We start from the raw sequence: 13739 nt of genomic DNA, 5'->3' as shown, positions 1-13739 counted from the left end.
CACCGCAAGGAGAAACCCCATGAAGTTCCGCACCGCTACCACGATCACGGCCCTCGCCGCCGCAGCGATGCTCACCCTCGCCGGCTGCGCCGGCACCACCACCGCCGCAGAGACCAGCACCGCAGCGCCGGAGGCGGACAGTCTGACGATCCAGGACGCGTGGGTCAAGGCCGCCGACAGCGGCATGTCGGCGGCGTTCGGCACCCTCGAGAACGCCAGCGACACCGACCTCGTCGTCACCGGTGTCGAGTCCGCCGCGTCGACCACGATGCAGCTGCACGAGACGGTCGAGAACGAGTCCGGCGCGATGGTCATGCGCGAGAAGGACGGCGGCTTCACCATCCCCGCCGGCGGCAGCTTCGAACTCGCCCCCGGCGGCAACCACCTGATGCTGATGGACCTCACCGCCCCGATCACCGCCGGCACCGATGTCGACTTCACCCTCACCCTCGAAGACGGTTCCACCTACGAGTTCACCGCGCCGGCGAAGGACTACACCGGCGCGAACGAGAACTACGAAGGCGGCGACATGGACATGGACATGGGAACCGGCACCCCGACCGACAGCATGGACATGGGGAACTGATGACCAGCGATCAGAACACTCCCGCATCCGCCACGGGTGCGGGGCGGGCTGGTCGCGGGCTGAGCCGGCGGCATCTCCTCTTCGGAGGTGCCGCCGCCGGCCTCGGCGCGGCCGCCGCAGCCGGTGCCGGTGTGGGCATCCTCACCGTCCAGCAGTCCACTGCGGCCGTGACACCGCCGGTCGAGGTGGTGCCGAACGGTGCCGAGACCGTGCCCTTCTATGGCGCCCATCAGGCGGGCATCGCGGTCATCCCGCAATCCCACGCGACCCACATCGCTGTCGATCTCGCCGCCGGCACCGACCGGGCCTCCCTGGTGCGGATGATGCAGATCCTCACCGACGACGCCGCCCGACTCTCCCAAGGCCAGCACGCCCTCGCCGACTCCGAACCGGAACTGGCGACCGTCCCTGCCCGGCTCACGGTCACGTTCGGGTTCGGCCACGAATTCGTGACCCGCGCCGCCGGGGTCGTGCCATCGTGGTTGCGGCCGCTGCCGGCGTTCGGTGTCGACCGGCTCGAGGACGCCTGGACCGGGGGCGACTTCCTGATGATCGTCGCCGCCGACGACCCACTCACGGTCGCGCACGCGACCCGGATGCTGCTGAAAGACACCCGCTCCTTCGGCACCGTCCGCTGGACCCAAGCCGGATTCCGGCGCGCCCCCGGCTCGGAGAAGCCGGGCACGACGATGCGGAACCTCTTCGGACAGGTCGACGGCACCGTCAACCCGCACACCCAGGACACCGACTTCGACCAGCTCGTCTGGTCGCAGGGCGACCCGGCGTGGATGGCGGGCGGGACGTCGTTCGTGCTGCGCCGCATCCACATGAACCTCGACAAGTGGGACCTCCTTGACCGCTCCGGCCGCGAACAATCCGTCGGCCGAGACCTCGCCAACGGCGCACCCCTCACCGGCATCAACGAAACCGACGAACCCGACTTCACCGCAGTCACCCCGATCGGGTTCCCAGTCATCCCGGAGTTCTCCCACATCCGCCGCGCCCGCTCCGACAACCCCGCCGAACGCATCCACCGCCGCGGCTACAACTACGACGACACCCCCAACCCGGGCAGCGTCTCGAACTCGGGCCTGCTGTTCGGCTCCTACCAGGCCGACGTCGACAAACAGTTCGTCCCCATCCAGAAGAGGCTCGACGACCTCGACCTGCTGAACGAGTGGATCACCCCGATCGGGTCAGCCGTGTTCGCGATCCCACCCGGGTGCGCCGAGACCGGATTCATCGGTGAGAGTCTCCTCGCCTGACGCCCCCGCACCCACCGACCCACGTCGACGGCTCGGGCTCCTACCGCTGGCGTAGGAGGTCGAGGAACTCGTCGGCCATGTCGAGCTGCTTCTGGAGCTTCTGCCGCTGCTCGGTGGCGCGCGCGATGAACCCCTCGAGCTCTGCGCGGAGTGACGGGTCATCGGCCTGTTCGAGCACGGTGATGATACGCAGCAGCTCGCTCATCTCCTCGAGCGGGAACCCGAGCGGCTTCATCCGCCGGATCAGCATCAGCCGCGAGAAGTCGCTCTCGGTGTAGAGCCGGAAACCGCCTTCGGTGCGCCCGGAGGGCTTCAACAGGCCGACCTCGTCGTAGTGGCGGATGGTGCGCAGCGAAAGTTCGGTGCGTTCGGCCAGTTCCCCGATGTGCATCATCGGGGTCGTCTTCTCGGGCTCCATGACACCCTCCTGTAAATCAACCCTTACGTTAGGGTAGTGTTGCAGTGTCCACTGAGAGATCGGTGAGACGCACACTCTTCCCCACCATTCTCGGCCACGAGACCGGTGGCGTGCGCAATGGGGCGCCGGACCCGACATAGTCCACCGGCCCTCCGAGGATGGCCCCGCCCATTGGAGACAGCTTTGGCTCTCGCCCGGAAATCCGACTCCCCCGATCGTTACACAGCGAATCCCTCCGTGCTCACCGCCTTGCGTACCCCGCGCCTGCTGACCCGCGAAGTGCTCGCCGGACTGGTCGTCGCCCTCGCGCTCATTCCCGAAGCGATCTCGTTCTCGATCATCGCCGGCGTCGATCCTCAGGTCGGTCTGTTCTCCTCGTTCGTGATGGCGATCGCGATCGCATTCCTCGGCGGCCGCCCCGCGATGATCACCGCCGCGACCGGTGCCGTCGCACTCGTCATCGCACCCGTCGCGCGCGACTACGGGATGGACTACTTCATCGCAACGGTCATCCTGGCCGGCATCTTCCAGGTGCTCTTCGCCGTGCTCGGCGTTGCGAAGCTGATGCGATTCATCCCGCGCAGCGTGATGGTCGGCTTCGTGAACTCCCTCGCGATCCTGATCTTCGTCGCCCAGGTTCCGAACCTCATCGGAGTGCCATGGCTGGTGTACCCATTGGTCGCAGCGGGCATCCTGATCATGGTGTTCATGCCGAGGATCACGAAAGTGATTCCCGCCCCGCTGGTGGCGATCGTGCTGGTCACCGGTGCCGCTGTGCTGTTCGCATTCACCGTGCCGACCGTCGGCGACCAGGGGGAGCTGCCGCGCAGCCTGCCGTCGTTGTTCCTCCCGAACGTGCCGTTCACCTGGGAGACGTTCACGATCATCGCCCCGTTCGCGGCCGCGATGGCTGTCGTCGGGCTGCTCGAGTCGTTGATGACCGCGAAGCTCGTCGACGACATCACCGACACCCACTCCCGCAAGACCCGCGAAGCGTGGGGTCAGGGCGCCGCGAACGTGCTCTCCGGCTTCTTCGGAGGAATGGGCGGCTGCGCCATGATCGGCCAGACGATGATCAACGTCAAGGCGTCCGGTGCCCGCACCCGCATCTCGACGTTCCTCGCCGGCGTGTTCCTCCTCGTCCTCGTGGTCGGCCTCGGCGACCTGGTGTCGATCATCCCGATGGCTGCACTGGTGGCCGTGATGATAATGGTGTCGGTGGCGACATTCGACTGGCACTCGATCAAGCCCTCGACCCTCAAGGCGATGCCCGTCGGAGAGACCGCCGTCATGGTGGCCACAGTGGTCGTGGTCGTGGTCACCCACAACCTCGCGATCGGCGTGATCGTCGGCGTGTTCGTGGCCATGGTGATCTTCGCTCGCCGTGTTGCCCACTTCGCCACCGTCACCCGGGATGTGCGGCTCGATGAGACCGTTCCGACCGCCCGTTACACCGTCGACGGGGAACTGTTCTTCGCATCCTCGAACGACCTCACCACGCAGTTCGAGTACGTCGCCGACCCCGACAGAGTGGTCATCGACATGTCCGCCAGCCACATCTGGGATGCGTCGACCGTCGCAGCCCTCGACGCCATCGCGACCAAATACGAGAGCCACGGCAAACACGTCGTCTTCGAAGGCCTCAACGAGGCCAGCAGTCAGTTCCGTGGTCGGCTCGCCGGAAAGCTCGGTGTCGGCCACTGACCTGAACGCATCCCGCATCTCGGCGAGTGCTCCTGGGTGTCGAGGTGCCCGCCCCTGACACGGCCGGTTCGACCAGCGCTGTGGTGCTACTTGAGGGCGATCGCGTTCGGCGGCGAACCGACTCCGCCGATCAGGTTCAAGGGTTTGCAGGTGAGCAGGAACTCGTACCGCCCGTCGGCGGCGCAGTCGGCTGCGAGCTCGTCCAGCTTCCAGAGCTCACCGAGCGCCATGCCCAGCAGCGCGATCAGGGGCCGGTGCAGCATGCCGCTGTGGTCCACTCCACGTTCGGGTGGCACGTCCCCCGGGGCGCGGAAGTCGCTGTCGATCACGGGATCGGCCTCGACCGCGAGGTTGTCGGCGGCCACCAGGGCGATCTCGTGGTCCCACAGCCAGCGCACGATCTCCTCGCGCTGCGCGAGTCCGGGAGAGCGCCGCCACGGTGTCGCCGCCCTCTCCTCGGTGGTCTTCGCGAGATACTGCTCGGCCCATCCGGTGCGCAGCAGCAGCATGTCACCCGGCTGCCACGACACCCCCTGGCTCTCGGCGATGTCGTCCAGCATCCGGGCATCCACGACAATCGTGGTCGCCGCATCGTAGGGGAGCCCGAGGCGCTCGAAATAACGCGGCAGGTCGAGCAGCACTCCTCGCCCGGCGATGCCCGCGTTCGCCCAGGTGTGCACGCCGAGTGCCGTGCTCGCCGGGCTGTTCGCCTCGGGGGTCAACCCGTTGTAGAAGCCGTGCTCGGGGTGGCCGATGTGACGGAGGGCGTCGATCTGAGACGACGCCTGCAGGTAGAACGAGTCGACCCAGTCGTCGCGGTGCCATTCGTTGTTCGAGAACACGTGGTGGTCGAGCGGATGCCGGGTGCCGGTCGGGTAGGGCTCGAACGCCGTCACCGGGTGGTCGAGCCCGAAGCGGCGGCCGGTGCGGACGAGCCGTGCCGCGGCGGCGATGCGCTCAGGGGTCAGGAAGTTGATGGTGCCGAGCTGGTCGTGTCGGCCGAAGACGTCCCAGCTCGATCCGGGCGGATCGGCCGAGGCGAGCTCGTCATACGTCGGAGGTCTCATTCTGTCGCGCCTCTCGGGTGTTGCGCAGTTCGTCGCTGAGAGCCCGAGTGGTCTTCAGCAACTGGGTGACGATGGGGGAGCCGGGGGAGAGGTCTGCGTGCGGGTCTGCCCCCAGAAGGCCCACCGTGGCAGCGATACCGAGTTCATCGAACACCGGTGCGGCCACGGAGAAGACGCCGCCCGACTGCGAGGCGATGCAGTAGCCCGCTCGCCGAGCGGTGTAGACGGCCGCCTCGAGCTCGGCGCGCTGGGCAGAACTGGCGCCCTCGGTCAGCCCCTCGATCGCGCGCTCGTCGGCGAGATGACCGAGGAAGACGCGGGTCTGCGCGGCGGTGGCGTCCAGCTGGGAGCCGGCCCGCACCGTCACGACGGCCGTGCGGCTCGTGTCCTCCTCGACCAGCGCGACAACGGGGCCACGAGCCCCCCAGAGGCTGAGCACGGCCGTCATACGAACGGCCGCACCCAGCTCGGTGAGGTGGCGGGGGGCGATCTCGACGACCTGCCGGCGGCTCAGGGCATGGATGCCGAGCTGCAACATCAAGCCGCCCAGCACGAAGGTGCCCCGGCGGGGCCCGCGCTCGAGGATTCCGGCCGCGACGAGCGACGCGCAGTAGCGGTACGCCGTCGTGCGGTTCAGGTGGAGGCGCTCAGCCACATCCGCCGCCGTCAGCTCGATCGTGTTCGGGCCGAAGAGGGAGCAGATCTGGCCGACTCGCGCCACCGCCTGGATGTCGGAACCGGACGCCTCGCCTGTGCCATCGGTGTTCACCATGCCTGAAGCGTAGTTCAGAGGCAGAACATCTCCGGAGGGGCGGAGCGTGAGCGCGGGCCCGGGGGTCATCCGGCCAACCAGGTGGTCAGCTTGGTCGACACGTCATTGAAGTTCTCGGCGTACCAGTCGACATCCTGCAGCACCGTGCCGCCCGTGTTCGCGGGCCCGTAGACCTCCACTTGCTTCGTGAACTCGTCGAGCTGCGGCTTCGCCGCCGTATTCACCGGTGCGACACCGAGCAGTTCGGAGATCTTCGCCACCTGGTCGGGCTCCACCACGCTCGAGATGAAGTCGACGGCGGCATCCTTGTTGGGCGCACCCTTCGGGATGGCGAAGGCGTTCAGCGATGCCACGGTCTCGTCCCACACGATCGTGATGTCCATGCCGCTCTGCAGCAGGGGGACCAGACGGGAGTCGGGCAGCAGGAACATGTCGACCTGGTCGGCCTCGACGGCCTGCTGCAGCGCGCCCACGTTGGGAGCGAACGTCGTGACGTCGCGGATGGTGTCGAGCTTGTTCAGGGCGCGATCGACGTCCAGCGGGTAGAGCTCGTCGGGGTCGACGCCGTCGGCGAGCAACGGGTACTCGAGGATGCCGTTCTGCAGGTTGGTGACGATGCCGCGCTGCCCGGGGAACTTGTCGGTGTCGAAGAAGTCGGCGACCGTCTTGGGTCCCTGTCCGGCAGGGAAGGCGTCGGTTCGGTAGGCGATCGGGGTGGCATTGATCCAGTTGCCGAGGTAGCACTCACCGACCGTGCCCTCGACGAGGTCGGTCTGGTCGATCGCGCTGAGGTCGAGCTTCTCGAAGAGCGTGCCGCAGTTCTGTTGAGCTGCGTACGGAGCGGTCGCCATGACGTCCCACTGCACGGAACCGCTCTCGACCTGCGCCTTGACCTGGGCGACGTCGGGCGGTGAGGTGTTCACGAAGGTCACATTCGGGTGCGCCTCGGTGTACGGCTTCTGCCAGGCCTCGATCTGGGCGTCCTGGCCACCTCCGCCGTAGCCCACGAACGTGATGGTGGCTGGCGCATCGGCATCGCCCGCCGCAGTGCTGCTGCCGGGGTCGCTTGAGCCTCCGGCGCAGCCCGAGAGCAGCGCGGTCACGGCGAGGAGGCCGAGGCTGACGGAGAGGGTTCTGGATCTGGACACCATTGTCGTTTCCTTCGATCGGGTACCCGGGGGCCGGGTGCTGTGGTGGTTGTGGTGGTCGGATGGATGGATGGATGGATGGACGGGAGGAGGGGGACGGTTCGACGGCGTTCCAGGTCACGCGGCGACGATGCGCTGGCGTTCCGGCTTCCACCAGGCCGTGACCTCGTCGCCCACCGCGAAGGCGGCGTCGAGGGCATCGATCCTGGCGCGGCCGAGCTGCCGGGAGTGACCGACGTCGAGCATGACCGTGCGGTACGACCCCATGTACTCGAGGTCGCGAACGGTCGCGCGCACCGCATTGGCGCCGGGCGCGACCGCTTGGGGATCGTGAGAGATCCGAACGTCTTCCGGTCTGACGACGACCGCGCCGTGAGCCTTCACACCCGGATGTTCGGCCACGGTGGCCGGATCGACCGACCAGATGTGGTCCTCCCACGTCGCCTGCGTGCCGACTGCGGCTTCGCCGAGATCGAACACGTTCGAATCGCCCAGGAAGCGAGCCGTGAAGAGGGTGTCGGGGCGGCGGTAGAGCTCCTCCGGAGTGCCGACCTGCTCGATTCGTCCGGTGTTGAACAGCGCGATCCGATCGGAGAGGTTCATCGCCTCCTCCTGGTCGTGCGTGACGAACACGAAGGTCGAGCCCACCTCGCGGTGGATGCGACGGATCTCCATCTGCAGGGCTCCGCGCAGATTGCGGTCGAGTGCTCCGAGCGGCTCGTCCAGCAGGAGTGCAGCCGGGTCGAACACGATCGCCCGTGCGAGGGCGACACGCTGCTGCTGGCCTCCGGAGAGCTGCGACGGATAGTTCTGATCGCGTCCGGGCAGCTGCACGAGCTCGAGCACCTCGGCGACACGACGCGCGATCTCGTCCTTCGGCACCTTTCGTTCCCGCAACGGGTACGCCACGTTCTGCGCGACCGTCATGTGGGGGAAGAGGGCGTAGTTCTGGAAGAGCATGCCGAGGTTGCGCTTGTGCGGAGGGAGGGTACCCACATCGGCGCCGTCGAGCGCGATGGTGCCGGAGGAGAGGGTCTCGAAGCCGGCGATGAGGTTGAGAGTGGTGGTCTTGCCCGATCCGCTCGGTCCCAACAGGGTCATGAACTCGCCGGGCTGGATCGTGAGCGAGACGGCGTCGACGGCGGGAGAAGCGAGTCCGTAGTCCTTCGTGACGCCTGACAACCGGATCTGCGTTCCCTGCCGTGCGGAATCCGGCGTGGATGCCGGTGCCGGCGCGGCGGCGGCTACTTTGCTCGAGATGGTCAAGTCGGTCTCCTAACGGGTCTTCTTGCGGCTGCCGATGAGCAGCGGCACCAGGAAGATGATGGTCACCACGACGACGACGAGACTCGACGAGGCGGAGATGGTGGGGTCGAGCTCGAAGGTCACGCTGTTGTACATCTGCACGGGCAGGGTCTGGAACGTGGGCGAGCGGAGGAAGAGCGCGATCACGACCTCGTCGAAGGAGGTCACGAAGGCGAAGATGGCTCCCGTGATCACGCCTCGACTGATCAGTGGCATCGTCACCCGCAGGAACGACCGAAGCGGCGGTGCACCCAGGGACGCGGAGGCGCGGAGCAACGTGGAGTCGAACCCGCCGAGCGCAGTCGTCACCGACACGAGCACGAACGGTACGCCGAGTGCGGCGTGCGCGAGCACGTAGCCCAGGAGACTGCCGGTGAGGTGCCACTGCAGGAACGAGATGTACACGGCCACCGCCACCACGATGGCCGGGGTGACCATCGAGATCATGAGCAGCGTGCGAAGGAAGCCTGCGAGCCGGCCGGTCAGCCGGTTGAGCCCCACCGCGGCAGCCGTGCCGACCACCGTGGCGATAAGGGCGGCGAGTATGGCCACCAGGAACGAGTTGCCGAGCGACTTCAGCCAGACCGGATCGGTGAAGAAGTTCTCGTACCAGCGGAGTGAGAAGTCTTTCGGCGGAAACTCGAACGCCGACGCCGAGCTGAAGCTCAACGGGATGACGATCAGGGTGGGGAGGATGAAGTAGAGCGCCACGAGCGTGCCGACGGCGATCAGCCACCAGGGGATCGGGTCGACTCCCCGCTCGCGGCGGCGGGCGGCGGTCATCGGGTCTCCTTCGTTCGTGAGGTGCTGGCGACCCCGATCGCCGAGATGGTGCCGCCGAAGCGATTCGCCCAGGCGACGAGCACGAGCGTGATCACGAGCACGAGGATGCCCAGGGCGCCCGCGCCGGCGAAGTCCAGCAACTGGGTGGTGCGCTGGGCGAGGAGCTGGGCGATCAGTGACTGCTGGGGGGAGCCGAGCAGCGCGGGAGTGACGTAGAAGCCGAGACTCAGGGTGAACACGAGGATCAGGCCCGAGACCACCCCACCACGCGACAGCGGCCAGTAGATCTTCCAGAACGCCATGAGCGGTGACGATCCGAGTCCACGGGCGGCGAGCAGCAGCTTCCGGTCGATTCCGCCGAGCGAACTGAACAGCGGAAGAACCATGAACGGCAACAGAACCTGGCTCATCGCGATGGTGACGCCCACCACACTGCCCTGGAAGACGATGTCGCCGGCCCCGAAGAACTCGAAGACGCTCTGCACCGGGCCGCCGCGCTGGAGCAGCACGATCCACGCGTAGTTGCGGGCCATCACCGAGGTCCAGAAAGGGATCAGCACGATCACGAGCAGCACACCGCGCAGCCGTGGACCCACTCGCGTCATGAGGTAGGCGTAGGGGTAGCCGAGCAGGAACGCCACGGCCGTCACGATCACCGCGGTCATCGCCGTGCGGCCCAGCACGGTCAGCGTCACGCCGTCGGTGAAGAGGCTCGCGTAGTGCTCGAGGGTGAACTCCGGCGCGCCGATGCTCCTCAACAGGCTCTGCCCGAGCGGCACGAGCAGGATCCCGGCGAGCAGCGCGAGAGCGGGCACCAACAGGAGCCAACTCGGGCGCGGGGCCCGCCGTGGTCGGGGTGTTGTCGTCATGGGGGTCATCCGTTCACCATCGCGCTGAGTTGCTCTGCGGCGTCTCTCAGCATCATCACGCGCTCCGCCGACTGTTCGGAGGAGGGCAGCATCGTTGTGGTTCCGAGCACGGCCATGGCCGCCTGCACATCACCGCTGCCGAACACGGGTACGGCGACCGATGCCAGTCCTACCCGCCCGAGATCGGCCCACGCCACACGGTCGCGGCGCACGAGCGCCAGTTCGGCGTTCTCTTTGCGCGCTTCCTCGGGGGTGAGGCCCGCGTGCAGACGTGCCACCACGGCGGGGTCGGACTGGAAGGCCAGGAGTGCGCGGGACTGCGCGGCCTTCAGCTCCAGCACCGTGCCGACTCGCACCGTGAGCACGATCGTGCCCGCGTTGGCCTCCTCGACGTGACCCACGACCGCTCCTGACCGGCCGAGGAAGCTGAGCACCGCGGTCAGACCGGTGCGGTCGGAGAGCTGCCGGAGCATGGTCGGGGCGAGGGACAGGATCTGCTGCCGCCCCGAGACGAGACCCGAGAGCTGGTCGATCAGTGGTCCGGGGCCGTACGAGGCACCGAGGAATCCGGATGCCTGCAGCGACTGCAGATAGCGGTGCGCGGTCGTGCGATTCAGTCCGAGGCGCTCCGACACCAGTGCCGGGGACAGCCTGCGGGTGTTCTGGTCGAAGAGCGCCAGCACCATGGCTGCGCGCTCGATCGACTGGATCGCGCCTCGCTCGGCCTCGGGGAGGGGGAAGACCCGCTGGTCGTCTCCGGACTCGGTTGCCGTCTCGGTCATCTCTCACCTCCTCATCGAGGTTTCTGCGGACTTGTACGAGCACCAGTAAAGCAAGCAAATGTTCATAATGCAATTACCAATTTCGCATCACGAACATGATGGAGGGTCATCAAACCGTGAAGATCAGCGGAACTGCGCTGGACAGTTCCGGCGAAAGTCCGTATTCTGAACCAAAAGTACGCAATCCGAACACAAGGAGGTTCTCGGATGCTCGTCGCCGACGACATGACCACACCAACGCCCGCTCTACTCAAAGTGCTCGACGGAGCGGTCGACCTGCACGTGCACTCCGGCCCCAGCCCGTTTCCGCGCCGGCTCGACCACGTCGACGCCTCCTACGACGCGGCCCGCATCAACATGCGCGCGATCCTGATCAAGTCGCACCACCACAACACCGTGATGGACCTGCTGGCGATGAAGGAATTGCTGAAGGATGCGCCGACCCCGGTCTACGGCGGCGTGGCGCTCAACTCCGAGGTCGGCGGCATCAATCCCTCGGCGGTCGCGGTGGCGATCCAGATGGGCGGGCGGGCCGTGTGGGGCCCGACGGTCTCGGCCGGCCAGCACATCCGGGCCCACAGTCACGACGACGGGTTTCCGACGGCGGGCTCCAACCTCGAGGAGAAGGAGGAGTCGGTGTGGGCGAGCCCCGGCGTCGTCTCGCCGGAGACGGTGCGCGTCACCCAGTTGGTGGGCGAGGCCGGGATCATGCTGTCGGGCGGTCACCTCGATGCGGAGTCGATGAAGGCCCTCTTCGCGACCGCGAAGGAGAACGGCGTACGCCGGCTTCTGCTGCACCACCCCGACTTCATCGTGAACGCCTCGGAGGGCGATGTCGAGGAGATGCTCGGCTACGGGGCTTTCGTCGAGCATGAGATGTCGATGTACCACCCGGGCGTTCCTGCCCCGGGTTTCCCCATCTCCCAACTGGTCGACTGGATCCGGAAGGTCGGCCCGGAGCGCACCGTCATCGATTCCGATCTCGGCCAGAAGACCAACCCGCTGCCGGTCGACGGCTACATCTATGTGGTGCAGCAGCTGCTCGATCACGGCATACCGGAGAAGGATGTGCGCCAGATGATCTGCCGCAACACCGCCTTCCTCCTCGGCCTCGAGGAGACCATCTGATGCGCACCGCCGAGAAGGTCATCATCAGCACGGCCGTCACCGGCTCGGTCAACGTTCCGTCGCAGAGCGAGTATCTGCCGCGCGACGCCGACCAGATCGTGGCCTCCGCCTTGGAGGCCGTCGAGGCCGGCTCGGCGATCATCCATCTGCACGCCCGGCACCCCGATGGCCGGCCGGCCTGGGAGGCCGAGATCTATGAGCAGATCGTGCCGCGCATCCTCGAGAAGACCGACGTGGTGATCAACATCACCACCGGAGGGTCGTCGGCGATGACCATGCCGGAACGGCTGGCGGGAGCACTTCGCTTCGCGCCCGAGCTCGCGTCGCTCAACATGGGCTCGATGAACTTCGTCTACTCCGGAATCGCCGACAAGGTCACCGACTGGAAGTACGACTGGGAGAGGCAGTACGTGCTCAACACGTATTCACACCCCTTCATCAACTCCTTCGACCGCATCGAGTACACCCTCCGCGAGCTGGGCGAGAATCTCGGAACCCGGTTCGAGTTCGAGTGCTACGACATCGGTCATCTCTACACGTTGGCGTATTTCGTGGAGCGGGGATTGATCCGGCCGCCGTTCCTGATCCAGGGCGTGTTCGGCATCCTGGGCGGCATCGGTGCCGATCACGAGAATCTCACGCACATGGTGGCGATCGCCGACAAGCTGTTCGGCAACGAGTACTACTTCTCCGCCTTCGCCGCCGGCCGGGCTCAGATGCAGTTCGGCACGCACAGTGCCTGGCTGGGCGGGCATGTCCGGGTGGGGCTCGAGGACAGTCTGTGGATCGGCAAGGGCCGGCTCGCCACGAGCAACGCACAGCAGGTGCGGAAGGCGCGCGCCGTGGTCGAAGACCTCGGCAAGGCCATCGCCACCCCGGCCGACGCGCGCCGGATGCTCGCCCTCAAGGGCGGCGACAAGGTCACCCTCTAAGACGACACGAACGACAAGGATCACGAAGATGACGATGTATGCCGACGACGACATCCGTTCACGGCTCGCCGCCCCGACCGCCCCGGCGCGTGCGGTCGACCCGTCCACCCCCATCAAGCCCTCGCAGTGGATCGCCTTCCACGACACCGAGCCCACAGAGGTGGGTGAGGCCGGCAGTCGCACGTGGATCGCGCGCGCCGCGAACCTCGTGATCGCCTATACCGACGCGAAGGCGGGAGAGGTTTTCGTGCGCATCGGGCAGCCCGACGAGTACGCGGTGCTGATGTATTCGGAGAGCGCACCCCTGCGGGTGACCGCGGGTGACGCCCACGTGGAGGTCGACGAGGAGGCATTCGTCGTCGTTCCGCCGGGCGACAGCCGGATCGAAGTCGTTGCCGACGGGCCGCTCATCCGTGTGTTCTCGCGTGTCGACGAGCAGCTGCGCGAATCGGCACTCAATGCGCAGGCCTACGCCGAGCCCGATGGGCGGGCCACGCCGCTCGTGCCGTGGCCTGATCCCGTCGGTGGCTTCGCCCTGCGCGTCTACCCCCTGTCGGAGACGCCGATCACCGAGGGCCGCTTCGGCCGCATCTTCCGCACGACCAACCTGATGGTGAATTTTCTGGCCGAGGAGCCGGCGCCGCGCAACGAGCACAAGCTCTCCCCCCACCACCACGACGACTTCGAGCAGATCTCCTTCGGCGTGAAGGGCCGCTTCGTGCACCACATCCGCTATCCCTGGGGGCCCGACTCCGCGAGGTGGCGGCCCGACGAGCACCGCGAGATCGGCACTCCGTCGATCTGCATCATCCCTCCACCCACCGTTCACACCACCCAGGGTGTCGGGCCCCACCAGCAGCTGTTGGACATCTTCTCGCCTCCGCGAGAGGACTTCTCGGCTTCGGGCTGGGTGCTCAACGCCGACGACTATCCGTCGAAATGACCGCGCTTCCCAGGCCCTCGAGCCTGTTCAGAGCGGC

General features: G+C 67.0%; 14 protein-coding genes. 6 read left to right on the top strand and 8 right to left on the bottom strand.

Going from position 1 to position 13739, the window contains the following annotated elements; translation table 11 throughout:
* Positions 1-19: 19 nt before the first annotated feature.
* Positions 20-586, top strand: coding sequence for a copper chaperone PCu(A)C (locus EPO52_RS06530; RefSeq protein ID WP_290803734.1), 567 nt, complete (start codon positions 20-22; stop codon positions 584-586).
* Positions 586-1851 (top strand): Dyp-type peroxidase, encoded by a 1266-nt coding sequence (locus EPO52_RS06525; protein ID WP_290803731.1) that lies wholly within the window; start codon positions 586-588, stop codon positions 1849-1851. Before EPO52_RS06530 ends, EPO52_RS06525 begins: the two co-directional genes overlap by 1 nt.
* Before the next feature lie 40 nt (positions 1852-1891).
* Here EPO52_RS06525 and EPO52_RS06520 read toward each other — a convergent pair whose 3' ends face one another.
* Complete coding sequence (locus tag EPO52_RS06520) at positions 1892-2269, bottom strand: MerR family transcriptional regulator (protein ID WP_290803729.1); 378 nt, start codon at positions 2267-2269, stop codon at positions 1892-1894.
* 237 nt (positions 2270-2506) lie between these two features.
* Between EPO52_RS06520 and EPO52_RS06515 the strand changes: the two genes are divergently transcribed.
* Complete coding sequence (locus tag EPO52_RS06515) at positions 2507-3973, top strand: SulP family inorganic anion transporter (RefSeq protein ID WP_290803727.1); 1467 nt, start codon at positions 2507-2509, stop codon at positions 3971-3973.
* A gap of 86 nt (positions 3974-4059) precedes the next feature.
* Here EPO52_RS06515 and EPO52_RS06510 read toward each other — a convergent pair whose 3' ends face one another.
* From EPO52_RS06510 to EPO52_RS06480, 7 genes are all read right to left on the bottom strand, one after another.
* Positions 4060-5040: a cyclase family protein gene (locus EPO52_RS06510; protein ID WP_290803724.1), complete on the bottom strand. Its 981-nt coding sequence runs from the start codon at positions 5038-5040 to the stop codon at positions 4060-4062.
* On the bottom strand, positions 5021-5812 hold the full coding sequence (locus EPO52_RS06505) for a helix-turn-helix domain-containing protein (RefSeq protein WP_290803722.1): 792 nt from the start codon (positions 5810-5812) through the stop codon (positions 5021-5023). Before EPO52_RS06505 ends, EPO52_RS06510 begins: the two co-directional genes overlap by 20 nt.
* Positions 5813-5877: 65 nt before the next feature.
* Positions 5878-6963, bottom strand: a complete 1086-nt coding sequence (locus EPO52_RS06500; RefSeq protein WP_290803719.1) for an extracellular solute-binding protein — start codon at positions 6961-6963, stop codon at positions 5878-5880.
* A 114-nt stretch (positions 6964-7077) separates the two neighbouring features.
* Positions 7078-8226: an ABC transporter ATP-binding protein gene (locus tag EPO52_RS06495; protein ID WP_290803716.1), complete on the bottom strand. Its 1149-nt coding sequence runs from the start codon at positions 8224-8226 to the stop codon at positions 7078-7080.
* A gap of 9 nt (positions 8227-8235) precedes the next feature.
* Positions 8236-9048 carry an ABC transporter permease gene (locus tag EPO52_RS06490; protein ID WP_290803714.1) on the bottom strand — a complete coding sequence of 271 codons (813 nt, stop codon included), beginning with the start codon at positions 9046-9048 and terminating at the stop codon, positions 8236-8238.
* Positions 9045-9917: an ABC transporter permease gene (locus EPO52_RS06485; protein ID WP_290803711.1), complete on the bottom strand. Its 873-nt coding sequence runs from the start codon at positions 9915-9917 to the stop codon at positions 9045-9047. Before EPO52_RS06485 ends, EPO52_RS06490 begins: the two co-directional genes overlap by 4 nt.
* 5 nt (positions 9918-9922) lie before the next feature.
* Positions 9923-10699 (bottom strand): helix-turn-helix domain-containing protein, encoded by a 777-nt coding sequence (locus EPO52_RS06480; protein WP_290803708.1) that lies wholly within the window; start codon positions 10697-10699, stop codon positions 9923-9925.
* Positions 10700-10906: 207 nt separating this feature from the next.
* Between EPO52_RS06480 and EPO52_RS06475 the strand changes: the two genes are divergently transcribed.
* The 3 genes from EPO52_RS06475 to EPO52_RS06465 are packed head-to-tail and all read left to right on the top strand — an operon-like array spanning position 10907 to position 13702.
* Positions 10907-11827, top strand: coding sequence for a DUF6282 family protein (locus tag EPO52_RS06475; protein ID WP_290803705.1), 921 nt, complete (start codon positions 10907-10909; stop codon positions 11825-11827).
* Entirely contained in the window at positions 11827-12759 is a 933-nt protein-coding gene (locus EPO52_RS06470) for a 3-keto-5-aminohexanoate cleavage protein (RefSeq protein WP_290803702.1), read from the top strand. Before EPO52_RS06475 ends, EPO52_RS06470 begins: the two co-directional genes overlap by 1 nt.
* A 28-nt stretch (positions 12760-12787) precedes the next feature.
* Positions 12788-13702, top strand: coding sequence for a hypothetical protein (locus EPO52_RS06465; RefSeq protein ID WP_290803699.1), 915 nt, complete (start codon positions 12788-12790; stop codon positions 13700-13702).
* Positions 13703-13739: the final 37 nt, after the last annotated feature.

This window comes from Herbiconiux sp. (assembly GCF_004297105.1).
GTDB lineage: Bacteria > Actinomycetota > Actinomycetes > Actinomycetales > Microbacteriaceae > Herbiconiux.
Note: the sequence above shows the minus strand (reverse complement) of the source record. Positions and strands in the feature narration are given on the sequence as shown.

Excerpts from the sequence above, each read along its gene's own strand:
- EPO52_RS06530 (WP_290803734.1), top strand. The coding sequence starts at position 20 with ATGAAGTTCCGCACCGCTACCACGATCACGGCCCTCGCCGCCGCAGCG.
- EPO52_RS06525 (WP_290803731.1), top strand. The coding sequence starts at position 586 with ATGACCAGCGATCAGAACACTCCCGCATCCGCCACGGGTGCGGGGCGG.
- EPO52_RS06520 (WP_290803729.1), bottom strand. The coding sequence starts at position 2,269 with ATGGAGCCCGAGAAGACGACCCCGATGATGCACATCGGGGAACTGGCC.
- EPO52_RS06510 (WP_290803724.1), bottom strand. The coding sequence starts at position 5,040 with ATGAGACCTCCGACGTATGACGAGCTCGCCTCGGCCGATCCGCCCGGA.
- EPO52_RS06505 (WP_290803722.1), bottom strand. The coding sequence starts at position 5,812 with ATGGTGAACACCGATGGCACAGGCGAGGCGTCCGGTTCCGACATCCAG.
- EPO52_RS06500 (WP_290803719.1), bottom strand. The coding sequence starts at position 6,963 with ATGGTGTCCAGATCCAGAACCCTCTCCGTCAGCCTCGGCCTCCTCGCC.
- EPO52_RS06490 (WP_290803714.1), bottom strand. The coding sequence starts at position 9,048 with ATGACCGCCGCCCGCCGCCGCGAGCGGGGAGTCGACCCGATCCCCTGG.
- EPO52_RS06485 (WP_290803711.1), bottom strand. The coding sequence starts at position 9,917 with ATGACGACAACACCCCGACCACGGCGGGCCCCGCGCCCGAGTTGGCTC.
- EPO52_RS06480 (WP_290803708.1), bottom strand. The coding sequence starts at position 10,699 with ATGACCGAGACGGCAACCGAGTCCGGAGACGACCAGCGGGTCTTCCCC.
- EPO52_RS06475 (WP_290803705.1), top strand. The coding sequence starts at position 10,907 with ATGCTCGTCGCCGACGACATGACCACACCAACGCCCGCTCTACTCAAA.
- EPO52_RS06470 (WP_290803702.1), top strand. The coding sequence starts at position 11,827 with ATGCGCACCGCCGAGAAGGTCATCATCAGCACGGCCGTCACCGGCTCG.
- EPO52_RS06465 (WP_290803699.1), top strand. The coding sequence starts at position 12,788 with ATGACGATGTATGCCGACGACGACATCCGTTCACGGCTCGCCGCCCCG.